Origin of the sequence: Kordia sp. (assembly GCF_965283645.1) — a bacterium.
Lineage (GTDB): Bacteria > Bacteroidota > Bacteroidia > Flavobacteriales > Flavobacteriaceae > Kordia.
In genome coordinates, this window is the sequence record NZ_CBDIPG010000001.1 from 2,109,250 (window position 1) to 2,134,000 (window position 24,751).

The window sequence follows — 24,751 nt, forward strand, 5'->3', positions numbered from 1 at the left end:
CGAAACTATTATTTTAATTTTTCGTTGTTGTGATGACGATCGTGATCGCGTTTGGTTTTTTTGTCCATTTTTTTATCAAAAGCTTCTTGCAAGTCAATTCCTGTTTGATTTGCCAAACATAGAACAACAAAAACAACATCTGCTAATTCTTCTCCTAAGTCTTTGTCTTTGTCGCTTTCTTTTTCGCTTTGTTCGCCATAACGACGTGCAATGATACGCGCTACTTCTCCAACTTCCTCGGTAAGTTGCGCCATGTTTGTAAGCTCATTAAAGTAACGAACACCGTGTTCTTTGATCCAAGTATCTACGTCTAACTGAGCGGCTTTTAGATTCATATGAGTTATTTTTTCTTGTAAGATCCCGCTTTTCTTCGGGATTCGTTCAACTTACAATTTTGAGTACGACTTTTAGGCTTCTTAAAATTGAGTTTCACTAAAAAAGTGACTTTACAACACGTGTTATAAAGTCACTTGTAAAAATATAGCTTTTCAATGAATTATTTCGTGCAATTTTGCAGAAACCTTTCTACTTTTTTGAGTTGATTATATTTTTTTTAATACTACTTTTTCTTCTTCTTTTTCAATTAAGATTCGGTATAATTCTCTTAGAGAAGGATATTTATCAGACGGAATTACCGCTGTGTTTATTTCTCTTAACATTACAACACTTATTCCTGTTGGTGTTTTTGTTATGTTGAATGCGTATGAACCTAAGTTATCTGGCAATCGGATTGTCTCTATTTCTGGCAATGATTCTATTTCATATCCTTCTGGTATGTTGATGTTCATCATTATTTTTCGTTTCCACGGATATCCAAAATCAACAGGATAGATTCTTTTTTCAGCTTTGAACGGGTTTTCACTTGTTGCTAGGTATAATAATGGTGAAAAGTAGAGTTTGTCTCCAATGACTTCTGCTTGTGCTTCTTTTGAGAATGCATACGATTCTAGTATTGGTTTTCCAATGCTTGACACATTTTTTACGCTGTAGTCTTCTATTTCAATGTCACCAATTGAGTTTTCCAATCGTTCTAAGTAATCAGCTTCATCCGCGCGTCCGTATACATTTCTGAATGATAAAGCATTGTGCGATGTGAATTGCGTTCGTTGTTTTCCTTCTATATCACCCGAAGCATGTAGCGTTATGTTCATAGTAGTTGTTTCTAACGCTTCTTTTTTTGGCATTAAGCTAATTTGCGTCCAGCTTCCATCTTTACGAATAAGTCTACCAATCCAGTTAAGTGCGCGCATTGGCAATACGTTTGGTTCTCCAAAATAATTGGTAGCATCTAGGAGAATAACCGCATTTTCTATTTCTATAGCAGTGATTACATAGTTGAATCCATTTAAGGTTGGAAACATATGAATTCCGTGTCTGCGTGTGCTTAGTAATACCGGATTTGCGGATATTCCTGCATATCGTAACATTGCTGTTAGCATTAAGTTCATGTCTGCTACATTTCCTGTTTTTTCTTTGTATGCTTTTCGAACGCCAACATCTGAATATTTACCATAGTTGCCATTCCATTTTACTTTGTTTTGAACATAGTTATATATTTTTGCCGCTTTTACCATGTCGTTTGATTCGCCCGTAATCAACGCATCTATGTCATCTTTGAAATAGTTAGTTTTAGCAAGTTCTTCTCCAAAGTTTTCACTTCTGTAGATGGTTCTCACAATATCATCCCACGATCTTGCATTGTATTGTACAGGTTCGTTTGGCATTTCAATCTGAATTAATTCAAATTTTACTGTACTTCTATAATTGTTGATATTGCTTACATATTTTTCTTCTTTTAACGCAGGAACATTTTCTAGGTTGAACTCTGATATGTTGTATTCTACATCAATTCTACTTTCATTAAAGCTTGTTCTTGTGGCATTAAATCCTCCATTATCCGATCTTGATTTTGATCGTAATACAATTTGTTTTCCAATTGTAGTTTCTTTTGGTTTTAGTAAGTAATAGCCTTTGTAATGCTTCTTGAATGTATGATACGTTGGCGTTTCAAAGATTAGGTTTATTTTATTTAATGGAATCGTATATTGAAAGTTATATTCGTTAATGTCGCCAAAGAAAGGAGAAATAAATTTGTATTCATATTCAATAACACTACCTTCTTTGATGTTTGGCATTGTTATTTTTTCTATATCAATATTATCAGAAACGTGCTCTTTGAAAATTCCATCACTTCTCAGTTTCGTTTTTTTCACTTTTCCATCAACTAAATTGTATGTATAGCCTTTGAGTCCATTTATTTTTTCGCGTGTACTGTTTTGTTTGTACAAACGCATTTCATGATTTGCCCATTCAAATCCGTCCTTATTGTATATTTTTATACGTCTGTAAATTGTTGTTTCTACTAAAAATCCTTGTCGTTGAATGTATCGTATTTGAGTATGGATTTTGTTGTATAGAATTGCGGCATTTGCTTCAGTTTCTAACGGATGTTTTGTTTCTGCTAGTTCAGCTTCGGATACTTTACCAAATTCAAAATCTTGCGCATGTGTAAATGTTACACATAATAATGTGAGTATAAATAAAACACTTTGTTTCATCAGTTTGTCTTAGTTTTTGTTATTAGAGGAATTATATTTTCTTTAGCACTACTTTTTCTTGTTCTTTTTCAACCAACATTTTATAGAATTCTTTTATGTTTCCATAATACATGGACGGAATAATGAGTGTATTTATTTTTACGGAAGTACTTACATTGATTCGATTACCGGTTTGAGAAACCATGTATTTGAATTCACCTAAATTGTCTTCCATTGCCATTGCCAACGATTTTGGAATCGATTCTATTTCATATCCTTCAGGAATTTCAATGGTAATTCTGTACGTATCACTCCATAAGTAATTGTAATCTATGGGATATTCTCGCGTATCCGCTTTGAACGGATTTTCAGTAGTTGCTAAGAATAGCATAGGTGAAAAGTAAATTTTGTCACCAATGATTTCCACTCTATCTTCTAAAGTGAATTTGTACGATTCCGTGACTGGTTTCCCTAGATTCTTTTCATCTTTGATGGTATATTCTTCAATTTCGATACCTTCAATATCATTTTCTAGCTTTTCAAGATATTCATCTTCGCTTATATTGCTATATTTTTTTCTAAATGTTAATGCTCTGTTTTCGCTAAAGCTAGATCGTTCTTGCCCTTCTACAACTCCGTCTGCGCCAATTTTGAAATTGTACATACTTAGTTTAGCCGCATGTTTTTGAGGTGTTAAATCTACTTCGGCAGAAGAACCATCTTTACGAACAATTCTACCAATCCAATTGATGGCTCTTTCAGGCAATACATTTGGCGTTGCGTATATTTCTGTAGCATCAAATAAGATGAGTCCATTGTTTATTTCTACAGCGCTTATAACATAGTTGAATCCTTTTGACGTTGGAAATAATGGAATTCCATTGTTACGTGTACTTACTAAAACAGGATTTGCACTAATTCCGGCATGTCTAAACATTGCTGTCAACATTAAGTTGATGTCAGCTACATTTCCTATGCCTTCTTTGTAAGCATTTTTTACTCCTTTATCTGTAAGATATCCGTAGTATCCGTTCCATTTAACTTTTGTTTTGACATGGTTGAATATGACGGCAATTTTTTCCGATTCGCTTGTTGCATTTTGAAGTAATATGTCTAAATCTTTTCTGAAATATCTATCTTTATCAAGTTCATTTCCAAAGCTTGGAAGCTTGTAAATGCGCTCTACAATTTTTTCCCAAGAAGTGTTGTAATTTTTGCGTTCGCCACCAAATCGTTCAAAACTTGCCAATTCAAAAGCAATGGCAGTTGCATAATTTCGTATGTTATGAATGTATGATTCTTCTTTTACCGCAGGAACATTATTTGTATTGATTTCATATATATTTTCATAAAACGTTACAGTTCCATTTTTAGTTTGCATACGTGAATATCCGTTTGTACTACCTGCTTTATAGGGAAAAATTAAATTCCTGTTTTTTTTGGTTTCATTAAATTTTACAGGAAAATAACCTTTAGAGTTTCTCTTGTAGTAAAAATATTTCGGAATTCGAATGTTGTTCTCGGTTTTGTTTACAGGAATACTGTATTGAATTTCCACATCATTTATCGTCCAACCTGCATCTACTAAACGATATTTGTATTCTATTACACTTCCGTCTTTTACATTTGGAAATGTCATCGTTTTTTTGTTCCAATACTTATTGATTTCCGCATCAAATATTCCGTCCCTTTTTAACTTTGTTTTTTGTATTTTACCATTAACTAAGTTGTATGTATATCCTTTAATTGCCGATATTTCATCATCTCCACGACTTCCTTGGTATAACGGAACTTCGTGTGTTGCCCAACTAACACCATCTTTTGTATAGATTTTTATTCGACGAGTGATTTCTGTAACTACACGCCATCCGTCTATATTATTGAATTCGAAAAATGTTTTTCGATTATTGTATAATATGGCAGCGTTTGCATCTGCTTCTCTCGGATGTTGTGTTTCTTCTATTTCTGCTTTGGAAACATTTCCAAATTCAAAGTCTTGTGCATTTAGTATACTACTATTTAGCAATACAAATATGATTAGGATGTATGATTTCATCTTTATATATGGTATAATAATTAGTTTTATGTAAATAGATTATTTTTTGACTAAGACTATTTTTGAGTTATCAAGTTTTACGATTTTTTTGATGAATTTTCGATAGTTTTTGTATTCTTCTTTCGGGTATTGTCCATCTTTTATTTTGATCGATCTTTTGTATACTAATGTTTGATCATCTTTTTGTGTGATACTGAATGCGTAGCTTCCAAATTTGTCTTCAACTTCAATATCATTTGGAATTGCTTCTATTTTGTAATCGCTTGGCAATTTTATTTCATAGGAATCTACATCATAGAAGCCTCTAGAAATTTTGAGTGGGAATTTTCGATTTCGATACCGATCAGGAATACTGTTGTATTTATTCAATGCATTGGGCGCAAATAAAATTCGATCTCCAGTTTGCACAACATATCCATCGGCTTTGAATGTTACTTTTTCGGTAAATACAATATTTTCTTTATCATTTTCATGAACAATTTTATCTATGGAAATGTTATTGATGTATCGCCAATATTTTTTGTAATATTTATCTTTTTCCAATTCAGATCGATCTTCTAAGTAATAGCGATTGCTGTACTGAGTTCCTTTGGTAGTGACCGTTACATCTACATTAATTCCGCCATCATTATGTAATGCATACGAACCCGTTGTTTCTTGGTAGTTTTCATCGGTTTCGTATTTTTTGGTACGTTTTATTTTTCCACCTTCAGGTGTAATGACCAACACATTTCTGTTATCTGTAAAGTCGCCTATAAAACCAAAAGGCATTTTCTGACTTGTACATTCTAACCAAATATCATCACCTCCATTTGGAATGTTTAGAATGACATGATTTCCTTGTTCAAGCGAAGCAAAGTCTTCATAAAAATCTACCATTTCATCTCCTGCTTGTACATGTGTATAATACGATTCTACTCCTGCAATTTTTAACAACGCCATCATGTAGTTTGATAATCCTTTGCAATCACCATAACTAACCTTGTCAACTTCGTCTGCTGGAATCGGTTGAAAACCACCAATCCCGACTTGCACGCTAATGTAACGTGTTTTGTTTTGCATGTATTCGTAAATTATTTTTGCTTTTTCAACATCAGAAGTTGCATTGGCTATTAATTTTTTTATCGTCGCTTTGGTTTCTGCATCTACTTCAGAACGTCCGGTGAGTAAATCTTTGTACATCCAATTTCCGAAATCGTACCAATCATCTACTGTAGCCGAAATTCCATCATAACTAAATTTATTGAGTGCTAAATATACGCTGGGTTTTATTTGTGATTCTGGTGGACTTAATGATTCTGGCTTGATTCCTGAAACGTTTTCAAGCGTATAATTCAACTTTCCTAAGCTTTCACTTTTTACAACTCCAAATTCTTCTAAATTGAGTTCTTTTTTGTGGATTACAAATGATGAAGGATAGGTAATTGTGTAACTACTTTTTTGTATGCCAACGAAGTATTCCATTGGATTAAAATTTGGTATAAGTGCTGTATTTTTTGTTTGTATTGTACTTGTAAATACTGCCGTAAATGGATACGCAACTGGCGTGTAATCTAAATATTTTGCACGAGAATCTGAATAGAGTGTTTCGCCTTCTACAGCACTTACATCTTTAAAGTCACGTTCACGAATTCGCTTAATTTGCTTTCCAAATTTATCGTAAATTTTTACTTCAACATCTTTTACTTTGATGTCATTATCATACCAAACAGCCGCTCTAATTTTGTATAAACCATTTTCATTTAAAACCGTAACAATTCGTTTTTTCGAAATTTCTAAGTCGTTGATTGCTTTTACTTCAATATTCACTTCATTGAGCCGTATAACAGCATTTGCATTTTTTGTAAGTTCTTGCGGAAGCGTTAAATAACTCGTGAGATTATCTTGAGCAATTACGGCGTTTACACTTAATAAAAAGAGAATAGCGTGCAGTATTTTTATGCGCATACATGTGTGTTTTTTCTATAAATGGATGGGGAAATACAGTGCGAATATAAGAAAAGAAAATTATTTTTAAAGAAACAACTTTACAAGCGTTCAAAAAAGTTAATAAACGCAGTTATTCTTTGTTTTTTGTATCAATAATGATCGTAACTGGTCCGTCGTTTAACAATTGTACTTTCATATCGGCACCAAAGATTCCCGTTTGTACTTTTATTTGTATGTCTTTTTCTAATTGTGTTACAAATGCTTCGTATAATGGAATCGAAATATCAGGTTTTGCCGCTTTTATGTAGCTTGGACGATTTCCTTTTTTTGTGCTTGCATGCAATGTAAATTGACTTACGACAATAGCTTCGCCTTTTACATCTACTAATGAAGTATTCATCACGCCATTTTCATCGTTGAAGATTCTGAGTTTGGCTATTTTGGCAGAAAGCCATGTAATATCTTCGTGTGTATCTTCGTTTTCAATTCCGAGAAGAATGAGCATTCCATACCCTATAGTTGCTACTTTTTTTTGATCAACAGTAACACTTGCTTCAGAAACTCTTTGTATTACGACTTTCATTGTTATTGTTCTTTGAATTCGTCAACACGGTAGTTATTCTCATCACCTTCTACTATTTGCAAGTAACTTTTGTAGCGCGACCAAGCTATTTCACCTTCATCAACGGCATCTTTTACAGCGCATTTAGGTTCTTCAATGTGAATGCAGTTGTTGAATTTACATTCGTTTTTTAGCGCAAAGAATTCTGGAAAATAGTTGTCTATTTCTTCTTTTTCCATATCTACAATTCCAAAACCTTTAATACCTGGTGTATCAATTATTTTTGCGCCAAATTCTAAATCAAACATTTCGGCAAAAGTTGTTGTATGTTGTCCTTGTTTGTGTTGATCGGAGATTTCTTTGGTTTTCAAGTTTAATTCGGGCGCAATAGCATTTACCAACGTAGATTTCCCAACACCTGAATGTCCGGCAAACATACTTACGGTACCTTTCATACGGTTTTGAATGGCTTCGATATTGTGCTTTTCTTTGGCGGAAATTTCGATACATTCATATCCAATATTTTCGTAAATATCTTTGAGATACATCACTTCTGCTCTGCGTTCAATTTCTGTATAAGAATCAATTTTATTGAATGCCAATACACACGGAATGGAATATGCCTCTGCAGTGACTAAAAAGCGATCAATAAAACTTGGAAACGTTGGCGGATTGTCAATTGTAATTAATAAAAACACTTGATCAATATTAGCCGCAATGATATGTGTTTGTTTGGAAAGGTTGACCGATTTACGAATGATGTAGTTTTTACGATCAAAAATTTCATCAATAATTCCAGTTTCCGTATTATTTTTGGCTTCCAACGTAAAGTGTACTTTGTCGCCAACCGCAATAGGATTGGTACTTTTGATGCCTTTGAGTCTGAATTTACCTTTTATTCTACACTCATATTCTTTTCCTTCTTCGGTTTTCACCAAATACCAACTTCCCGTAGATTTATAAACAGTTCCTATCATTCCTGCAAAGATCAAGATTATTCTTATAATTAACAAAAGGTTTGTACATACATACACCCTTTTTATTGTTTTGATTTTGAATTAGTTCTGAATTTGCATTCTTCCAAGTTTGTCTTTCGGTTTTTTAAATGCGCAAATGCTATAGTCATTAGTGCGTTTTCATAAACCATCAATTGATTTCATTGACAGTTTATGAACCCTCAACAGTGTTTCTTTGTTTGTGGTAAAATAATTTCTTCTTTTGATTCATTATTAATTTTAAAACTAAAACTAGTATGAAACAACAAAAATTAAAGAGCTTACATCTTAATAAAAAATCAATTTCCAATTTTAATGACCGTGTAAAAGGTGGTGCTTTTACATATGATGTTATTTGTCAAACGGCACCATTACCAGGACCAGATTCAAATCATACGTGCTACTTTTCATGTGCGGGAAATGATATGCCTTCTTGTCGCTACACAGATTGCAGATAATTTTCATCTAACAAAAAATTAATTTTAAAACTATACTTATTATGAAAAAACGAAATTTAAAAAGCCTGTCATTAAACAAAGCGTCTGTATCAAACCTTACAGGTGGATTAAGTCGCTTAGACACAAATCCGACCATAACAAATCCAACGATTACTGTATTAAATTCTAATTTTATTGGTTGTTGGTCAGATGGCATCAATTCTTGTGAAAGCGAATATCGTACAGCTTGTGAATATACAGTAGATGAAACTTGCGGATTTCACTGTGAAAGTATTCACGTTCCTTCTAATTAATATTTAAAATACATACTCATGAAAAAACAAAAATTAAAAAATTTAAAATTAAATAAGAATTCAGTTGCTGGTTTTAATACTGTTGAACTAAAAGGTGGATTATCAGGTTGGTGCGATCCTTCGGAAGGTGGACCTACACAACACAATCCGATGAATAGTAGATATAGATCAAGATGTTTTGGTTGTGAAGAAAGCTTCGGTATTCTTTGCCGAACAATTGACGTTCAATGCAATTAATCTTTTTATAAATTACAAAATAGATACTTATGAAAAAACAAAAATTAAAAAACTTACCGTTGCATAAGAAATCGATTTCTAATCTTTCTATAAGAGGTGGATTTAATCCGGGAAATCCTTCAGGCGGAAGTAATCATAATCCAAGTTCTGTGGATATTTTAAAATGTTCGCCTGCAACACTGATAGCAAATACAGATTGTACTTGCGCCTAGTTTTTGCTGGTATTGCTAAATTAAAAAGCGAGCCAATTGGCTCGCTTTTGTGTTTATGGCAATTTTGATGCAACGTTTTTATGCATTTACAATTTTCTTTTGATGGTTAATTGATTCTTGGTGAATTGCTTTGAAGATTCGTAATACAAATTCTTCACTCAATTGATTTTGTTCACCTTCTAAAATCATTTTTCCTAAGATTTCATTCCAACGTCTTGTTTGTAATATTGCTACGTTTTTGTCTTTCTTTAAAGCGCCAATTTTATCTGCAACTTTCATACGTTTTCCTAACATTTCAATTAATTGATGGTCAATAACGTCAATTTGTGTACGGAACGTGTTTAGTGCATTTCTGTATTCAGCTTCTGTATCAGTAGCTTTTCTAATTTTTAAATCCTCCATAACTTCTACAAGTCTGGCAGGTGTAATTTGCTGTTTGGCATCACTCCAAGCATTGTCTGGATCGTAATGTGTTTCTACCATTAAACCATCAAAGTTTAAATCTAAACCTGTTTGGCAGATGTCAAAAATGATATCTCTTCTTCCAGCAATATGCGATGGATCGAGAATTAATGGTAAGTCTGGAAAACGATTTTGTAACTCAATCGGAATTTGCCATTCTGGATTGTTTCTATAACGTGTTTTTTCATACGTTGAAAATCCTCTATGAATCACTCCTAAGTTTTTAATGTTTGCCGTGTATAAACGCTCTACAGCTCCTAGCCACAAAGGTAAATCTGGGTTTACAGGGTTTTTTATTAACACAATTTTGTCGGTTCCGTTTAGCGCATCTGCAATTTCTTGTACAATAAATGGACTTACTGTAGATCGTGCACCAATCCACAACACATCAATATCGTGTTCTAATGCTAAACGAACGTGTGTTGCGTTTGCAACTTCTGTTGCTGTCAACATTCCGGTTTCTTCTTTGGCTTTTTGCAACCATTTTAGTCCGAGTGCGCCAACACCTTCAAAGTTTCCAGGACGTGTACGTGGTTTCCAAATTCCTGCACGCAATACAGTTGCATCTGTACCTTTGAGTTGGTGTGCTATTTTGAGTACTTGTTCTTCAGTTTCTGCACTACATGGCCCAGCAATTACTAGTGGATGTTCCAATCCGAAAGCATTCAGCCAATTTCTAAGTTCTTTTTTGTTTTCCATGATTATCTTGTTACTGTTTTTGGTTCTTGTTTACTATTTTCACTTTCGTGAGATATTACTTTTTAAGTTTCTCGTTTTATTGGGAAGTTCCGCGTTAGGGATTGAGACGGCATCCTTTTTTGTTTTGCCTCGTCATTACGAGGAGTTTGCGACGAAGTAATCTGCTACTTCTTAACAGATTGCCATCACAAATTTAAAAATTTGTCTCGCAATGACAGTATCAAAAAAGATATAGCCGAAAGCCCGACCCAAAGGGTAACGCCCAAATTGTTGTTATATAATTCCGTTTAATATTTTTTTTATGTGATTTGTATTTTCCATTTCTTTATAAATTCCTTCAAAGTTATCTTGCAACATTAATTGCTTAAACTCTTCTAAGTTAGCAATATATTCTTGTAATGTTTCAATTACATTTGCTTTGTTTTGTTCAAATATTGGTGTCCACATGTCTGGCGAACTTTTTGCCAAACGCACTGTTGACGCGAATCCACTACCAGCCAAGTCAAAGATATCACGTTCGTTTCTTTCTTTTTCAATAACTGTTTTCCCCAACATAAACGAACTGATATGTGATAAATGTGACACATATGCAATGTGTTTGTCATGCGATTTCGGGTCCATATACCGAATGCGCATTCCTAAGTTTTTGAATAACTCTAATGCTGTTTCTTGCAGTACGAATGCTGTTTTTTCAACTTCACATATGATATTGGTTTTTCCGTTGAACAATCCTTTTATTGCCGCTTTTGGACCTGAAAATTCGGTTCCTGCTATTGGATGCGCCGCTAAAAAATTTCTTCGTCTTGGATGCGTTTCAATGCTTTTGCAAATTTTTTCTTTTGTTGAACCTGCATCTATGACTAAAGTTTGATCGTGTATTGTATGCAATACTTCTGTAATGACTTCAATGGATACGTGTACAGGAATCGTTATGATGACGATGTCTGCATTTTTTACATGTTGCAGTGTTGTTTTTTCATGAATAAGCTGTCTTTGCAGTGCTTCTTCCAAATGTGCGTCGTTTGCATCAATTCCATAGATTGTTGCCTTCGGATATTTTTCTTTAATATCTAAAGCCATGCTTCCGCCAATAAGTCCAACTCCTATGATGTATACATTCATGATGCTTCGATTCTTTTGATCACTTCTTTTATTTTTTCTTCAGATACACATAATGAGAAACGAATATAACCTTCTCCTTGTGTTCCAAAAATGCTTCCTGGCGTAATGAATACGTCTTTTTCATAGAGTAATTTGTCTATGAAAGCTTCTGACGTGAGCGTATTACTTTCAGGTAATTTTGCCCAAACAAACATTCCGGCTGTTTCTGTATCAAACGTACAGTGTAAGTTTGTCGCTAATTCCCAAATGAGTTTACGACGTTTTTCATAAATTGTATTTAGTTGTGCAAACCATTCTGTAGAACTTGCCAATGCTTGGATTGCTCCTTTTTGGATTCCATAAAACATTCCTGAATCCATGTTACTTTTTACTTTTAATACATGTTGAATGTGTTTTGCTCTTCCCATCACCATTCCTGTACGCCAACCTGCCATATTGAACGATTTACTGAGCGAATTTAACTCCAAAGCCACTTCTTTTGCACCTTCAATTGCCAAAATACTCAACGGCTCATCGTTTAGAATAAAACTATACGGATTGTCATTAATGAGTAATATTTGATGCTTTTTTGCGAAAACGATCAATTTTTCAAAGAATGATTTTGTTGCTTTTGCGCCAGTTGGCATATGTGGATAGTTTACCCACATAAGTTTTACATTGCTTAAATTTTGCTTTTCAAGTTGTTCTAAATTTGGCAACCAATTATTGTTGGCATCCAAGTCGTAATATATAGGAATAGCGCCTAATAGTTTTGTAACTGATGTATATGTTGGATAACTTGGATTTGCTATTAATACAGCATCACCTTCGTCTAAATATGCCATTGATATGTGCATGATTCCTTCCTTGCTCCCCATGAGTGGCAAGATTTCATCATTCGCATTAAGCGAAACATTGTAGTTTTTCTGATAGAAATCAGCAATGGCATTTCGCAATTCTGGAATTCCTTGATAGCTTTGGTATTTGTGCGCCGTTTCGTCGTGTAAACTTGCTTCCAACGCATCAACTACAACTGTTGGTGGTTGCAAATCTGGACTTCCAATTCCGAGATTTATAATTGGTTTCCCAGCGGCTATTAATCCGCGTACTTCTCGTAATTTTTTAGAAAAGTAGTATTCTTCAACAGTATGTATTCGTTTTGCAGGAATCATTAGTCGCGTTGGTTTTTGTAGGTTCCTAATACTTTTAAACTTGTGGTCATTATTTCTAAGATGGAAATTGCTTTGACATAGTTTTCATAACTTTCAAAAGTTACATCTACGAAAAAAGCATATTTCCAAGGTGTTTCAATAATTGGTAAGGATTGTATTTTGGTGAGATTGAGTTTGCAATCGCTCATTACATTTAAAACAGCGGCCAAACTTCCTCTTTTATGATCGAGTTCAAAACGAATAGACGCTTTGTCAATTTGATCAATGCCATTTGTTGGTTTTTCTTTTTGAAGAATTACAAAACGTGTTGCATTGGTTTTTATGGTTTGAATTTCTCCAGAAAGGATATCTAATTTGAACAATTCTGCGGCAGTTTTTGTAGCAATTGCAGCAATTCCTTTTAGTTGTTTTTTCTGAATTTTTCGTGCTACAGCGGCTGTATCAACATCTTCTACCAATTTGATATGTGGATGTCGCTTGAAAAATTCTTTACACTGTAATAATGCCATCGGATGCGAACATACTTCCGTAATATCTTCTATTGTTTGATTTGGCAACGCCATTAAGTGATGATGAATGTTTAGGTAATATTCACCATTGATGTGAATATTATTAGCATCAATCAACGCGTAATTTGGAATTATAGATCCTGCAATCGTATTTTCCAACGCCATAATTGCGTACGTGCATTTTCCTTGTAGCAAGCTGTTTACCAAAGTATCAAAAGACAAACATTCGTCTAACTGTACGTCGTTTCCAAAGTATGCTTGTGCTACTTTATGATGATTGGAACCTTGAATTCCTTGTATGGCTATTGTATTTTTCATATGTTCATTTCTATTGCTTTTATTGGTTATTGGGTGCATTCATATAACCTTAATCAGCAAGCATTCAAATTTTTAATTATGAATGGTTCATTCGTTTTTGTGCAAAAAAAAAGTTCCGATTATTTCGGAACTTACTTTTTATATAATGTGTTTATCTACATAAACTATACAACAAGGAGTTCCAACTTCTTTCCGTAGAAGAAGTAAAAATAACCTTGCCAAAAATAGTTTGTACTAAACATGTTGTTTTCGTTTATGTTAGCTAAAGTATTGATTAATTTTAATAATCAAAATCCTTTTCCAATATTTTTTAAAGAAAAACGTTTTTATCAATAAACTGTCCTATTTTTTGTTTTTATTTAATTTAAACATGTGAAATACTGATAAAAATTTATGTAGTTTTGAATCTTTAATTCCTTTATATGTCTATAGTTGTAGAAAATATTACGAAAACTTATGGTGAACAAAAAGCATTAGATAGTGTTTCATTTACTGTAAAAAAAGGTGAAATTGTTGGTTTTTTAGGTCCAAATGGTGCTGGAAAATCGACGATGATGAAAATATTGACTACATATGTAAAAGCCACAGCTGGAAATGCCACTGTAAATGAGTTTGACACGAATGCTGATGCAAGAAACGTTCAAAAAAGTGTTGGTTACTTGCCTGAGCACAATCCGTTGTATTTGGATATGCACGTTCGTGAGTATTTAGCGTTTAACGCGAATGTATATAAAACGGAAAAATCACGGATCGATGAAGTTATAGAAATGACAGGATTAACGCCAGAAGCCAGCAAAAAAATTGGGCAACTTTCAAAAGGATACCGACAGCGTGTTGGATTGGCAAATGCATTGTTACACGATCCGGAAGTGTTAATTTTAGATGAACCTACAACTGGTTTAGATCCGAATCAGTTAACCGAAATTCGTAATTTGATCACTTCTATTGGAAAGGAAAAAACTATTTTCTTATCAACACATATTATGCAAGAAGTGGAAGCTATTTGCGATCGTGTGATTATTATTAATAAAGGAGAAATTGTTGCCGACACAACCTTGGCGAAACTTAAGAAAGATCAGAAACAAGTAATTGAAGTTGAATTTGATTACCGTATTGAAGATGTATTGATTGAGCAAATTCCGCATGTTGAACACGTAATCAATACGCGCGATTTGGTATATGAAATTACGTTTAATACTTCTAAAGATATGCGATCAACAGTATTTGATTTTGCACATGACAATAGTTTGAAAGCATTGCAAATTAATCAAAAAAACAAAAACTTAGAGAGCTTGTTTAGAGAGTTGACGACTGAGTAATTACACTTCAACTACACTCAGTGTGCAATTTTCATCAGATAAACCAACAACAAAAATCTAGTTTTCAGCAATCAAAAACTACACTTCAGAAATTTTTATGATTTTTAAAGCATACGTTGATACTATTTAAACAGGTTTTATCGTTTAGAGAACGATGAAAACAACCACCACATTTTTCCTACTAAGTTTATTCTTTATAAATATTCATGCACAAAGCAAACATTTTGATTTAACATGGAAAGAGTCAACAACCGATTTTACCATAGGAAATACCACAACGAAACTTCCAACATTCAATACTGAATATTTTGTCTACAATAACGATCAGACAATCAGTTTTGTAACGCAATGGGACAATAACCAAAAAGCAAATACAACTTCGTTACGCATTGATAATGTTTCGTATGGAAGTATCAGCAATAGCGATTTAGGCGGAATTGACAAAACGAAATTACCTACTGAAATTCAAGCTCGTATTTACAATGTAAAAGCACGAAATAGACATGAACATATATTAGTCGTTTCACCATTGATAAACGAAAATGGTAGTGTAAAAAAAGTATTGAGTTTTGATATTAGTTACACAACAACTTCGCAAAACGCTAATAATTTCAGCAATAGCGAAACAATTGAAAATTCAATATTATCCTCAGGAAGCTTTTATAAATTCTCGGTAACGGAATCTGGAATTTATAAAATTGACGCAAATTTCTTAAATCAATTAGGACTCAATACGGCAAACATCAATCCTAGAAAACTTAAAATCTATGGAAATGGAGGACGTATGTTGCCTTTACGAAATTCCGAAAATGAACATTATGGCGTTCCTGAAAATGCCATTACTGTTGTTGGAGAAGAAGATGGTTCGTTTGATGCAGCAGATTATATGCTGTTTTATGCAGAAGGTCCTGATAAATGGAATGAAGACAGCCAAACACACATTAATGCCTATACAGATGTCACCTATTATTACGTTACGATAGAAGGTGTTGATGATGGAAAACGAATTCCAGAAGCTGTACAACCTTCTGGAACACCAAATGAAACGATTACAACTTTTGACGATTACCAGTTTCATGAAGTAGACAACGTAAATTTGGTGCGTTTAGGACGAAGATGGTTTGGTGATATTTTTAATATAGAAACCGAAAAAACCTTTGATTTTTCCATTCCAAACCTTGTGACTTCCGAACCTGTAACTATCGCAATAAAACCTGCGGCAATTGCTAATGTTTCAACTACGATGTCTACATTACTTAACGGACAAGTTCCGCAAAACACAACTGGACAATCTATTTTTAATTTTGGTTTTTCGCCTATCAATAACTCTTCATATGCAACTCAAAACCTTTCGGGTTCTCAATATACAGCAGGTTTATTAAAAGAAGAAGTGAATTTAAATTCAGAAGACTTAAGCATTACTTTAACCTATGATAATGGTGGCGTTGCTGGATCAATTGCCTATTTAGATTACATTACGGTAGAAGCCAAAAGAAATTTAGTCGGCATCAATGAACAATTCTTTTTTAGACATAAAGATGCCGCAAATACAACAGGAATTGGCGAATATGTTATTGGAAACGCTTCTAACATTCCGCAAGTTTGGGATGTTTCAAACATTTGGAATGTAACTAAAATCACAAACGAAACTGCCGCTACTAATTTTTCATTCAAAGCATCTTTAGGAGAAATTAGAGAATATATTGTGTTGGATAATTCTGAAATATTAATTCCAACAATAGAACCGAACAGTTTAGTTTCGAACCAAAACTTAAAAGGAACCATCTTTTCCAATGGTGATATTGACTATATGATTATCACGCCTGAAGCATTTGCATCAGAAGCGGAACGTTTGGCAGATTATCACCGTACAAATTCAGGCATGAACGTACAAGTTGTTGGTTTGCAAAGTATTTACAATGAATTTAACACAGGAAATCCAGATGTCGGTGCCATTCGAAATTTTATAAAATATGTGTATGACAATGCAATTTCTGATCAAAACAAGCTAAAATATATATGCATGTTTGGTGATGCTTCATTTGATTACAAAGGTCGAATTGAAGGAAATACAAATATTGTCCCAGTGTTTCATGCGTTTCAAAGTTTTAGCTTAACGGCAGGCTTTATGACAGATGATTTTTATGGATTGATGGACGATCATGAAGGCAACCTAGATATTTTACCAATAACACAACGCTTAGATATTGCAATGGGAAGAATGTTGGTTTCTTCGCAAAGTCAAGCAAAAGCGATGGTTGACAAAACGTTGACATATTATACAAAAGAAGCCTATGGAAGATGGCGAAACAATATTACAATAATATCTGATGACCCTGATGTTCAAGGAGATGTTAGTTTACAAGAAGATTTGGATGCTTTGGGAAATGTCATTGCTGCAAACAAACCTTTTATCAATATTGTCAAAATACATTCAGATTCATATGAGCAACAAACATCGGCTGGTGGAGATCGTTATCCCGAAGTAAATACTGCTATTAAAAATAATATTGCTCTAGGTTCGTTGGTTGTAAACTACTTTGGTCATGGTGGAGAAGACGGCTGGGCTGGTGAACGAATTTTTGAAAAAACCGAATCGCAAGCATTACGCAATGAATGTCGATTGCCATTATTAATCACAATTACTTGTGAGTATACTCGATTTGACAATCCGCTGCGTCAAACTGCTGGCGAATTTATGTATTGGAATGAAAAAGGCGGTGCAATTTCCTTAGTATCAACAACTCGACTCATTTTTAAACAAGTTGGACTTAATCTAAATCGTTATTTATCAGAACATTTATTTTCCTACGATTCAAACACGTATATACCAGTTTCTGAGGCGTTCCGATTGGCCAAAAATTCAGAAAATAGTCCCAACAAACATGTCGCTTTTTATATTGGCGATCCTGCACTTGTCATTGCCATTCCGAAATCTAGAATAAATTTAACAGCTATTAATGATGTGCCAATTACACAAGAAACTGATACCTTAAAAGCATTGAGCAAGGTTAAAATTTCAGGAAATATTACCGATGAAGCTGGCAATTTACTTTCAAACTATGACGGAACTGTTTTTTCTACCATTTATGATAAACAAGTTCAACGTCAAACATTGGCAAATAATTATCAAACAATAATGGATTTTACCACATTGGGCGAAATTATTTTTAGAGGAAAAGCGGTTGTTACAGACGGAACGTTTTCTTTTGAATTTGTAGTTCCACGTGATATTGCAATTCCTGTTGGAAATGGTCGAATTAGTTTTTATGCGGAAAGAGAAGGCACTTTGGAAGATCATACAGGCGCAAGTGAAAACTTGAAAATTGGAGAACTCAATGAAGATGCGCCGCAAGACAATCAAGGTCCAGAAGTAAATTTGTTTATGAATGATGAAAGTTTTATGTCTGGTGGAATTACTAACGAATCCCCTTTTTTACTTGCAAAATTAGCCGACGACAACGGAATTAATACGGCAAGCGGAATTGGACATGATATTGTCGCCATTTTAGATGGTGATGAGTCAAATCCGGTTGTTCTGAACGATTATTACGAAACGGAATTAAACGATTATACCAAAGGAATTGTAAAGTTTCCTTTTCGCGATCTTTCGGAAGGAACACATACATTAAGTTTAAAAGCGTGGGATGTATATAACAATTCGACAACCGTTGAAATACAGTTTACGGTTTTTAATGAAAATAATTCGTTGACAGTTACCAATGTATTAAATTACCCGAATCCGTTTGTGAGTCATACTGAATTTTGGTTCAATCATAACAGTTCAAGTGAATTGGATATTACGGTACAAGTTTTTACAATTTCTGGAAAAGTAGTACGTACACTTTTTGGAAAAGCCAATTCAGGCTCTAGTAGTAAAGATTTTAGTTCGCTTTCGCGCGATATTACTTGGGACGGACGCGACGATTTTGGAGATAAACTAGGAAAAGGTGTGTATGTGTACAAACTTATTGTAAAATCTGCGGCAACCAATCAAAAGGTTGAAAAGTATGAGAAGATTGTGTTGTTGTAGGTTTGATTTCTTTGAATTTTGGTAGAAGCAATTATTTTCTAAAGTTTCTCGACTGCGTTCGAAATGACAAAAAAAATAGCAACATATGCCTGTAAAATTAACATTAATTAAAAATAAGACTTCCTGTATAATGCGTTGTTAGTGTTACAATTGGTGGACGATTTACAGCAATAACATCACCTGTTCCGTATATATTTCCTAAAAGTTCTAATTTTGGGTTTATGATGATATCATTGCTTCCGCGTGAAAAGATAGTTACTACAGCTGCTGCAAAATTTGCTGCTTCAACTCTTGAATTCCCACCTGGAAAGTTAATATCAAAAAGTTCGGTTGAACCTGATATGAACAGGTTTGATAAGTTATTAAACACAAAATTCAATTCCTCATTTTCAACTTCTAATTTAAAATTTCCGGAAGCCGCACTGTCATTGGTAAAGTTTTCAGATAGTAAAGTAAGTTTTGGAAATGTCAGTACACCTTCCGATCGAACTTCAAATTGTGTTTTGCTATTAATTTCTGTAATGTTTGAAGCCGTCACATATATTATTGTAAGTCCGTAATCACGTACATAATTACAATCGTTAGCATCCGATAAAAACAACGTCTCGCCTACTACTTTCACTTCTACATCATTGATGAGATTTGCGCCAGTTTCTACCAAAATTTCTTGACTCAACCCTTCTTTTACGACTAAAGTGATACCTTCATTTACTTCTATTTTTGTAAAATTGCTTACACGAATTTCTTCAGTAATAATATTTCCTGATGTTTGAAAACAGTCGTTTGCGTTTTCCTTATCACAAGAAACAAGCATCGCAAGCAAACATATTAAATAGTATTTTTTCAACATTCAGTTTTCAGTTTTCAGTTTTCAGTTTTCAGTTTTCAAAACTAACTTATTATTTTCAATTTAAAACTATGTATTCCTATTTTGCTTTTTATTTAAATTTTTAGTGTAATTAACAGACAACGGATACTTTCAACTTTAGGAAGTGTTACATTCCTAGAAAATTTATTTTTTCTTTTATCCCATTTGCCTTTTTATTGAAATTTAAGAAGCAAATAACAGATGCCATATATTTGCTAACGTTTGGCATGTCTTTATTTGTGATTGCCATATTGGTAGCAAAAGTAATTTTAAAGCTTCCTGAAGCAAGTCCTATTTCTGGTCGCAGGCGGAAACTATTATTTTTTTCCATATCAAAATACCATGGAAAGCTCATTCCTATATTTAAGAAAATAGCATTTGCCCATAAAGCGACTTTTGGTGCAATAATATAATTCTGATTTATATAATGTTCGGTTGTTAACGAATAACCAAATCCGCCAATCGCAGGAATTTTGCCATCTTCATTTACCCAGAGATAATCAAAATACCCAATTTCAAACATAGTTTCTCTTGCTCCATGAATTCCTAAAAGTAATCCTTTTAAACGAGGAGTTTTTTCAAAAGTTTCGGTCGTATTTTTATCAACTTCTTCTTCTGGAGCTATTTGTGCTATTCCAAATTGAAATGCCATTAGTAGTAGAAATACTAAATATGTTCTTTTTTTCATGTCGTTGCTTTTTGATTGGTATTGTAAAGAGCAACTGAAAGTCAGAATGTTACAGTCTAAGGTTTTACAATCGGATTCCGACACCAAATTCAACAGCTTCTGCTTTGGCGGCATGTGATTTGAGCGTAACTGCCGCAAACCATTTTTTTCCGAAATAGCGTTTCATTCCGATACGTATGTACGTTCGTCCTTCAAAATCAACAGGATAGTAGACATAATATCCCAATTGTGTTATGATAGAAAGTTTATTGATAAATAATTCGTGTCCAGCAAATACACCAACACGCTTGTAATCTTCATCACCTTTTACTTCCCCATTAGGAAATGCAATCGATCTGTATCGAATCCATTCTTCTAAAAAGTTAGAGAAAAACACTTCTGTTCCTAATTGAATAGCACTTTTGCGTCCTAATCGTTTATCGGCATACGCTGAAAGGATATAGAAACCATATTGTCCACTTCCTATGGCATCACTTTCGTTGATTCCTGCACGTAATACAAAGTTGAATTTTATAGGTTCGGCAAAGTTTTGTGCGACTTCATTTTTTTGATATTCAATGAGTGAAGTATCTTCTAAATTATAATTTACACCAATATTAAAAGCCAATGTGTTAATACTTGTGTTTGGCGCTTTTACATTCGCATTGGAATAATGAATGAATGACAAACCTGCTTGTACTCCCAAACGTTTGAAAAGGTTTTCTTTTTTGTAATTGAACATTAAATACGTGCTACTCATAAAACGTGAGCCAAATGCAATGTTTCGGAAGTTGTCTTTTTTATCGTACGGATTGCTGGTATATGCCAATCCTTGTCCAAAACGCAACATTAAATTTCGCTTTAAGAAGTAAAAATTGTAATGTGCATACAAGGCAACATTCTTTCCTAAATATTCATTATTAAGATTTTGATAGCTCAATGAAACACCATAATCTGGGTAATTGAAGTATTGTGACCAATTATCATAGCCAAAAGTTTTCTGGTTGTAACTTACAATAAAACCTTCTGGATGTCCCGTAATTAAATGTAGAATGTCATCATTGTGACGTACGATGTTTCCTGTAAAATAGTTTACATCAATAGAAGCCGCTTTTGGCGTTTCTACTTGTGCAATCATAGTGGTGACAGAAAGTAACAAGAGGAAAACTATATTTTTCATAGGGATGACAAATGTAGTTTTTTTCATTGAATTTTTTCACATCTTGTCAAATTCTAACATAATTGGAAAATGTTAAAATAATTATGTTAAATTGTGTTAATATAAGTTAAAACTTACACAAAGTGCGGTTAAAACTTTAATATTGAGGGTTTTATTTCATATATTTGTACTGAATATACCTACTTATTTTAAACCCAAATTTTTTAAACCATGAAAAAAAAATCAATGAACACGTTAAAATTAAAAAAATCATCAATTGCTATGTTGAGCGCAAAAACAGTTACTGGGGGAAACGAGCCAAGTAATGTAGACATATACTGTGTGTCTGTTAATTTTTGCGAAACTAAAGATTTTTCTCAGTGCTTTGGAGAAAATCAATGTCAAGTTTATAGACCTCAAAGAAGTTAAGCAACTGTAGTTGTTTTAAATGATTGTTTACTGTTAAACCTACAGCTTTCAAATTTAATACGATAACCATATCCAAGAAACATTCTAAGCTACTGTAAAACAATCAATTACACAACTCACATCGAGAAATACACATAAAATCATGATTTTCATAAAGATGATTTTATAATTTTAAAAAAGAGATTATCTAAAAAGGTAATCTCTTTTTTTATTTGTTTTTTCTATTCCTTTAATAAAAATACTATTGGGAACACGTACTTGTAGTAATGGAAAACCGCTACAGTCAACTGTTTCGTTTTTATATATTTAGCCTAAATGAAAAAACTTAGATCATGAAAAAAAAATCTATTAAAAAATTAAAGTTAAAGAAAGCTTCTATTTCTACTTTAAATGCTGAAGCATTGACAGGTGGAACTATTGGTGGCACCTTGTTTTGCCAATCTGTTAATATTTGCGAAACTATTGATTACACTAGATGTAACGGAGAGTTTTATTGTCAATTGTACGATAGAAACGAACGATAGTTCTTAAATTAATTTTAACCTAAAAAAAGTAAATCATGAAAAAAAAATCAATTCAAAAATTAAAATTAAATAAGAATGCTGTTTCTACATTAACTGCCAACGCATTATCAGGTGGAACAGACACAAATACGCTATTCTGTTTTTCTCAAAATTTCTGTGAAACTATAGATTATACAGCATGTAACGGAGAGTTTTATTGCCAAATTTATCCGTATCCACAACGCTAATTAAATACAAATTTTAATCAAATCTTTATCATGAAAAAAAAATCAATTCAAAAACTTAGCCTAAACAAAGCTTCTATTTCTACTTTAAATGCAAATACTATAAAAGGAGGAACTGCGCTTTCTCAAATTGTATGTGAATCTAGAGATTTTTGCGAAACTATTGACTACACAAGATGTAGAGGAGAATATAACTGTCAGTTATATCAATTTACAACTACTCAAGATTTTTAAAGAATAGACCATGAAAAAAAAGTCAATTCTTAAATTAAAATTAAAGAAAGCATCTGTATCTAATTTAAACGAAAATGCAGTTAAAGGTGGTTTTGGAGATTCATTTCATATATGTCAATCGGTAAACAATTTCTGCCAAACTGTAAATGTAACAAGATGTTATGGAAATTTAAATTGCGGATTATTCGATCCGAATACAGTAAATTGTTAGTAATAACAAGTTGAAATTTGTAAAGGTGGAAGGATGGAGGGTATTTTTCCGCCTTTATATTTAATAACAAACAAAAAACAAAATCATGAAAAAAAAGTCAATTAAAAAGTTAGCACTAAAAAAAGATGCTATTTCTACGTTAAATGCAAATAGTGTACAAGGAGGAACTTGGCAATCTGTGTATTTATGTGAGTCTGTAAACTGGTGTGAAACCAGAGATTACACTAGATGTAATGGAAATAGAAACTGCGGAATATTTGATCCAACAAATGATTTTTAACAATTTAATTTGTAGTTTAGTAAAAGCGGAAGAATTTTTAAGTGATTCTTCCGCTTCGTTTATAGTATCATTTAGAAAACTGCTTTAGCAATTGCTTCTATATTGCTCGATCTTCCCATAGAATAATAGTGTAAAATTGGTACGCCAGCTTCAATCAATTCTTTACTTTGTTGCGTACACCACTCAATTCCTACTTGGCGTACTGCTTTGTTATCTTTGCAACGCACAACATTCATAATCAAATCGTCTGGCAAATCTACTTTGAAACGATGTGGAATCAAGTTCAATTGTTTGCGTGTCGCAATCGGTTTCAATCCTGGAATAATTGGCACCGTAATACCTTCACTTCTACATTTCTCTACAAATTCAAAATATTTTTGATTGTCAAAAAACATTTGTGTCACAATATATGCTGCGCCCGCTTTTATCTTTTTCTTTAAGAAATGTATGTCCGAATCTAAACTTGGCGCTTCCATGTGTTTTTCTGGATAACCTGCAACGCCAATACAAAAATCTGTTTTGGACGAGTTTAGCAGTTCTTCATCCAAATATTTTCCGTTATTTAAGTCTTGTATTTGATGTACCAATTCGGAAGCATATCGGTGTCCATCTTTTTCTGCCTTGAAATAGGTTTCACTTTTTACGGCATCACCACGCAATGCTACTACATTATCAATTCCTAAGAAATCTAAATCGATTAAGAAATTTTCGGTATCTTCTTTTGTAAATCCACCACACAAAATATGCGGAATGGCGTCTACTTGATATTTATTCTGAATTGCAGCACAAATTCCAACCGTCCCGGGACGTTTTTTTACGACTTGTTTTTTTAGCAAACCATTTTCAAGTTCTTTAAACGTGTATTCTTCTCTATGATATGTTACGTCAATAAATGGCGGTTTGTATTCCATTAACGGATCAATGTTGTCAAAAATCGATTTGATGTCTTGTCCTTTTAATGGTGGTAAAATTTCAAAGGAAAATAAGGTTTCTCCGTTTGCTTTTTCTATATGATCTGTTACTTTCATGTTTTTCTTGTATTGAGTTTTGAGTAATTAGTATTGAGACTTGCTTACTCAGCTCTTCTATTTTCTTTTCTATAATTTTATCATTCCTGCATCACATCGAGTGCAGTCGAGATGCATACAGGAATCTATTTATTTTCCTCTTTCTGTCATTGCGAGACATTTTATTAATTTGTTGTGACAATCTGCTCCTTAAGAAACCGATTACTTCGTCGCAAATTCCTCGTAATGAAGAATG

General features: G+C 33.3%; 26 protein-coding genes. 12 read left to right on the forward strand and 14 right to left on the reverse strand.

Translation table 11 applies throughout. The features are described 5' to 3' along the window. Positions 1-8: 8 nt before the first annotated feature. The 6 genes from ACQ654_RS09255 to rsgA form a co-directional block, all read right to left on the reverse strand. Positions 9-335: a nucleotide pyrophosphohydrolase gene (locus ACQ654_RS09255; protein ID WP_405303103.1), complete on the reverse strand. Its 327-nt coding sequence runs from the start codon at positions 333-335 to the stop codon at positions 9-11. Between the two features lie 207 nt (positions 336-542). After that, entirely contained in the window at positions 543-2,558 is a 2,016-nt protein-coding gene (locus tag ACQ654_RS09260) for a transglutaminase domain-containing protein (protein WP_430410041.1), read from the reverse strand. Positions 2,559-2,589: 31 nt separating this feature from the next. After that, positions 2,590-4,593 carry a transglutaminase domain-containing protein gene (locus tag ACQ654_RS09265; protein ID WP_430410042.1) on the reverse strand — a complete coding sequence of 668 codons (2,004 nt, stop codon included), beginning with the start codon at positions 4,591-4,593 and terminating at the stop codon, positions 2,590-2,592. 39 nt (positions 4,594-4,632) lie between these two features. Continuing rightward, entirely contained in the window at positions 4,633-6,540 is a 1,908-nt protein-coding gene (locus ACQ654_RS09270; protein ID WP_430410043.1) for a DUF3857 domain-containing protein, read from the reverse strand. Between the two features lie 112 nt (positions 6,541-6,652). Further along, the gene (gene dtd, locus ACQ654_RS09275; RefSeq protein WP_430410044.1) at positions 6,653-7,105 is read right to left on the reverse strand and encodes a D-aminoacyl-tRNA deacylase; all 453 of its coding nucleotides are present in this window, start codon (positions 7,103-7,105) and stop codon (positions 6,653-6,655) included. Positions 7,106-7,107: 2 nt separating this feature from the next. Beyond that, positions 7,108-8,061: a ribosome small subunit-dependent GTPase A gene (gene rsgA, locus ACQ654_RS09280; protein WP_430413017.1), complete on the reverse strand. Its 954-nt coding sequence runs from the start codon at positions 8,059-8,061 to the stop codon at positions 7,108-7,110. Positions 8,062-8,336: 275 nt separating this feature from the next. Here rsgA and ACQ654_RS09285 point away from each other — a divergent pair, with 275 nt between their 5' ends. From ACQ654_RS09285 to ACQ654_RS09300, 4 genes are read left to right on the forward strand one after another with little or no spacing between them, the layout of a single operon-like run. Beyond that, entirely contained in the window at positions 8,337-8,537 is a 201-nt protein-coding gene (locus tag ACQ654_RS09285) for a hypothetical protein (protein ID WP_430410045.1), read from the forward strand. Between the two features lie 41 nt (positions 8,538-8,578). Then, positions 8,579-8,830 carry a hypothetical protein gene (locus ACQ654_RS09290; RefSeq protein ID WP_430410046.1) on the forward strand — a complete coding sequence of 84 codons (252 nt, stop codon included), beginning with the start codon at positions 8,579-8,581 and terminating at the stop codon, positions 8,828-8,830. Positions 8,831-8,848: 18 nt separating this feature from the next. Beyond that, positions 8,849-9,067: a hypothetical protein gene (locus tag ACQ654_RS09295; RefSeq protein WP_430410047.1), complete on the forward strand. Its 219-nt coding sequence runs from the start codon at positions 8,849-8,851 to the stop codon at positions 9,065-9,067. A gap of 29 nt (positions 9,068-9,096) precedes the next feature. Beyond that, on the forward strand, positions 9,097-9,279 hold the full coding sequence (locus tag ACQ654_RS09300; protein ID WP_430410048.1) for a hypothetical protein: 183 nt from the start codon (positions 9,097-9,099) through the stop codon (positions 9,277-9,279). A gap of 78 nt (positions 9,280-9,357) precedes the next feature. Here the strand turns inward: ACQ654_RS09300 and ACQ654_RS09305 are convergent, their stop codons facing one another. The 4 genes from ACQ654_RS09305 to ACQ654_RS09320 all read right to left on the reverse strand — a co-directional run bounded on the left by ACQ654_RS09305 (position 9,358) and on the right by ACQ654_RS09320 (position 13,540). Continuing rightward, the gene (locus tag ACQ654_RS09305) at positions 9,358-10,440 is read right to left on the reverse strand and encodes a chorismate mutase (protein WP_430410049.1); all 1,083 of its coding nucleotides are present in this window, start codon (positions 10,438-10,440) and stop codon (positions 9,358-9,360) included. A 273-nt stretch (positions 10,441-10,713) separates the two neighbouring features. After that, a complete protein-coding gene (locus ACQ654_RS09310; protein WP_430410050.1) occupies positions 10,714-11,562 on the reverse strand; it encodes a prephenate dehydrogenase in 849 nt (282 codons plus the stop codon). Next, the gene (locus tag ACQ654_RS09315; protein ID WP_430410051.1) at positions 11,559-12,713 is read right to left on the reverse strand and encodes a pyridoxal phosphate-dependent aminotransferase; all 1,155 of its coding nucleotides are present in this window, start codon (positions 12,711-12,713) and stop codon (positions 11,559-11,561) included. Before ACQ654_RS09315 ends, ACQ654_RS09310 begins: the two co-directional genes overlap by 4 nt. Beyond that, positions 12,713-13,540 carry a prephenate dehydratase gene (locus ACQ654_RS09320; protein WP_430410052.1) on the reverse strand — a complete coding sequence of 276 codons (828 nt, stop codon included), beginning with the start codon at positions 13,538-13,540 and terminating at the stop codon, positions 12,713-12,715. Before ACQ654_RS09320 ends, ACQ654_RS09315 begins: the two co-directional genes overlap by 1 nt. Before the next feature lie 422 nt (positions 13,541-13,962). On the opposite strand from ACQ654_RS09320, the gene gldA reads away from it, so the two are divergent. Then, entirely contained in the window at positions 13,963-14,859 is an 897-nt protein-coding gene (gene gldA / locus ACQ654_RS09325; protein ID WP_430410053.1) for a gliding motility-associated ABC transporter ATP-binding subunit GldA, read from the forward strand. A 154-nt stretch (positions 14,860-15,013) separates the two neighbouring features. Further along, positions 15,014-18,892 carry a type IX secretion system sortase PorU gene (gene porU / locus ACQ654_RS09330; RefSeq protein WP_430410054.1) on the forward strand — a complete coding sequence of 1,293 codons (3,879 nt, stop codon included), beginning with the start codon at positions 15,014-15,016 and terminating at the stop codon, positions 18,890-18,892. A gap of 103 nt (positions 18,893-18,995) precedes the next feature. Here the strand turns inward: porU and ACQ654_RS09335 are convergent, their stop codons facing one another. The 3 genes from ACQ654_RS09335 to ACQ654_RS09345 form a co-directional block, all read right to left on the reverse strand. Next, positions 18,996-19,742, reverse strand: a complete 747-nt coding sequence (locus ACQ654_RS09335) for a head GIN domain-containing protein (RefSeq protein ID WP_430410055.1) — start codon at positions 19,740-19,742, stop codon at positions 18,996-18,998. A 145-nt stretch (positions 19,743-19,887) separates the two neighbouring features. Continuing rightward, complete coding sequence (locus ACQ654_RS09340; RefSeq protein WP_430410056.1) at positions 19,888-20,448, reverse strand: hypothetical protein; 561 nt, start codon at positions 20,446-20,448, stop codon at positions 19,888-19,890. A 64-nt stretch (positions 20,449-20,512) separates the two neighbouring features. Further along, positions 20,513-21,607 carry an acyloxyacyl hydrolase gene (locus ACQ654_RS09345; protein ID WP_430410057.1) on the reverse strand — a complete coding sequence of 365 codons (1,095 nt, stop codon included), beginning with the start codon at positions 21,605-21,607 and terminating at the stop codon, positions 20,513-20,515. A 210-nt stretch (positions 21,608-21,817) separates the two neighbouring features. Here ACQ654_RS09345 and ACQ654_RS09350 point away from each other — a divergent pair, with 210 nt between their 5' ends. The 6 genes from ACQ654_RS09350 (at position 21,818) to ACQ654_RS09375 (ending at position 23,488) form a co-directional block, all read left to right on the forward strand. Continuing rightward, positions 21,818-22,015, forward strand: coding sequence for a hypothetical protein (locus tag ACQ654_RS09350; RefSeq protein ID WP_430410059.1), 198 nt, complete (start codon positions 21,818-21,820; stop codon positions 22,013-22,015). 332 nt (positions 22,016-22,347) lie between these two features. Then, on the forward strand, positions 22,348-22,539 hold the full coding sequence (locus ACQ654_RS09355) for a hypothetical protein (protein ID WP_430410060.1): 192 nt from the start codon (positions 22,348-22,350) through the stop codon (positions 22,537-22,539). Between the two features lie 35 nt (positions 22,540-22,574). Further along, positions 22,575-22,766: a hypothetical protein gene (locus ACQ654_RS09360; protein WP_430410061.1), complete on the forward strand. Its 192-nt coding sequence runs from the start codon at positions 22,575-22,577 to the stop codon at positions 22,764-22,766. A 30-nt stretch (positions 22,767-22,796) separates the two neighbouring features. Continuing rightward, positions 22,797-22,997 carry a class I lanthipeptide gene (locus ACQ654_RS09365; RefSeq protein WP_430410062.1) on the forward strand — a complete coding sequence of 67 codons (201 nt, stop codon included), beginning with the start codon at positions 22,797-22,799 and terminating at the stop codon, positions 22,995-22,997. 10 nt (positions 22,998-23,007) lie between these two features. Beyond that, positions 23,008-23,208: a hypothetical protein gene (locus ACQ654_RS09370; protein WP_430410063.1), complete on the forward strand. Its 201-nt coding sequence runs from the start codon at positions 23,008-23,010 to the stop codon at positions 23,206-23,208. A gap of 85 nt (positions 23,209-23,293) precedes the next feature. Then, positions 23,294-23,488 carry a class I lanthipeptide gene (locus ACQ654_RS09375; RefSeq protein WP_430410064.1) on the forward strand — a complete coding sequence of 65 codons (195 nt, stop codon included), beginning with the start codon at positions 23,294-23,296 and terminating at the stop codon, positions 23,486-23,488. Positions 23,489-23,559: 71 nt separating this feature from the next. Here ACQ654_RS09375 and metF read toward each other — a convergent pair whose 3' ends face one another. Further along, positions 23,560-24,516: a methylenetetrahydrofolate reductase [NAD(P)H] gene (metF, locus tag ACQ654_RS09380; RefSeq protein ID WP_430410065.1), complete on the reverse strand. Its 957-nt coding sequence runs from the start codon at positions 24,514-24,516 to the stop codon at positions 23,560-23,562. Positions 24,517-24,751: the final 235 nt, after the last annotated feature.

Coding starts and splice junctions, on each gene's coding strand:
- ACQ654_RS09370 (WP_430410063.1), top strand. CDS start 23,008: ATGAAAAAAAAGTCAATTCTTAAATTAAAATTAAAGAAAGCATCTGTA.
- metF (WP_430410065.1), bottom strand. CDS start 24,516: ATGAAAGTAACAGATCATATAGAAAAAGCAAACGGAGAAACCTTATTT.
- ACQ654_RS09320 (WP_430410052.1), bottom strand. CDS start 13,540: ATGAAAAATACAATAGCCATACAAGGAATTCAAGGTTCCAATCATCAT.
- ACQ654_RS09365 (WP_430410062.1), top strand. CDS start 22,797: ATGAAAAAAAAATCAATTCAAAAACTTAGCCTAAACAAAGCTTCTATT.
- ACQ654_RS09345 (WP_430410057.1), bottom strand. CDS start 21,607: ATGAAAAATATAGTTTTCCTCTTGTTACTTTCTGTCACCACTATGATT.
- ACQ654_RS09310 (WP_430410050.1), bottom strand. CDS start 11,562: ATGAATGTATACATCATAGGAGTTGGACTTATTGGCGGAAGCATGGCT.
- ACQ654_RS09350 (WP_430410059.1), top strand. CDS start 21,818: ATGAAAAAAAAATCAATGAACACGTTAAAATTAAAAAAATCATCAATT.
- ACQ654_RS09360 (WP_430410061.1), top strand. CDS start 22,575: ATGAAAAAAAAATCAATTCAAAAATTAAAATTAAATAAGAATGCTGTT.
- ACQ654_RS09340 (WP_430410056.1), bottom strand. CDS start 20,448: ATGAAAAAAAGAACATATTTAGTATTTCTACTACTAATGGCATTTCAA.
- ACQ654_RS09375 (WP_430410064.1), top strand. CDS start 23,294: ATGAAAAAAAAGTCAATTAAAAAGTTAGCACTAAAAAAAGATGCTATT.
- ACQ654_RS09260 (WP_430410041.1), bottom strand. CDS start 2,558: ATGAAACAAAGTGTTTTATTTATACTCACATTATTATGTGTAACATTT.
- ACQ654_RS09265 (WP_430410042.1), bottom strand. CDS start 4,593: ATGAAATCATACATCCTAATCATATTTGTATTGCTAAATAGTAGTATA.
- ACQ654_RS09305 (WP_430410049.1), bottom strand. CDS start 10,440: ATGGAAAACAAAAAAGAACTTAGAAATTGGCTGAATGCTTTCGGATTG.
- ACQ654_RS09285 (WP_430410045.1), top strand. CDS start 8,337: ATGAAACAACAAAAATTAAAGAGCTTACATCTTAATAAAAAATCAATT.
- ACQ654_RS09295 (WP_430410047.1), top strand. CDS start 8,849: ATGAAAAAACAAAAATTAAAAAATTTAAAATTAAATAAGAATTCAGTT.
- ACQ654_RS09315 (WP_430410051.1), bottom strand. CDS start 12,713: ATGATTCCTGCAAAACGAATACATACTGTTGAAGAATACTACTTTTCT.
- ACQ654_RS09290 (WP_430410046.1), top strand. CDS start 8,579: ATGAAAAAACGAAATTTAAAAAGCCTGTCATTAAACAAAGCGTCTGTA.
- ACQ654_RS09335 (WP_430410055.1), bottom strand. CDS start 19,742: ATGTTGAAAAAATACTATTTAATATGTTTGCTTGCGATGCTTGTTTCT.
- rsgA (WP_430413017.1), bottom strand. CDS start 8,061: ATGATAGGAACTGTTTATAAATCTACGGGAAGTTGGTATTTGGTGAAA.
- ACQ654_RS09255 (WP_405303103.1), bottom strand. CDS start 335: ATGAATCTAAAAGCCGCTCAGTTAGACGTAGATACTTGGATCAAAGAA.
- ACQ654_RS09270 (WP_430410043.1), bottom strand. CDS start 6,540: ATGCGCATAAAAATACTGCACGCTATTCTCTTTTTATTAAGTGTAAAC.
- ACQ654_RS09355 (WP_430410060.1), top strand. CDS start 22,348: ATGAAAAAAAAATCTATTAAAAAATTAAAGTTAAAGAAAGCTTCTATT.
- porU (WP_430410054.1), top strand. CDS start 15,014: ATGAAAACAACCACCACATTTTTCCTACTAAGTTTATTCTTTATAAAT.
- gldA (WP_430410053.1), top strand. CDS start 13,963: ATGTCTATAGTTGTAGAAAATATTACGAAAACTTATGGTGAACAAAAA.
- dtd (WP_430410044.1), bottom strand. CDS start 7,105: ATGAAAGTCGTAATACAAAGAGTTTCTGAAGCAAGTGTTACTGTTGAT.
- ACQ654_RS09300 (WP_430410048.1), top strand. CDS start 9,097: ATGAAAAAACAAAAATTAAAAAACTTACCGTTGCATAAGAAATCGATT.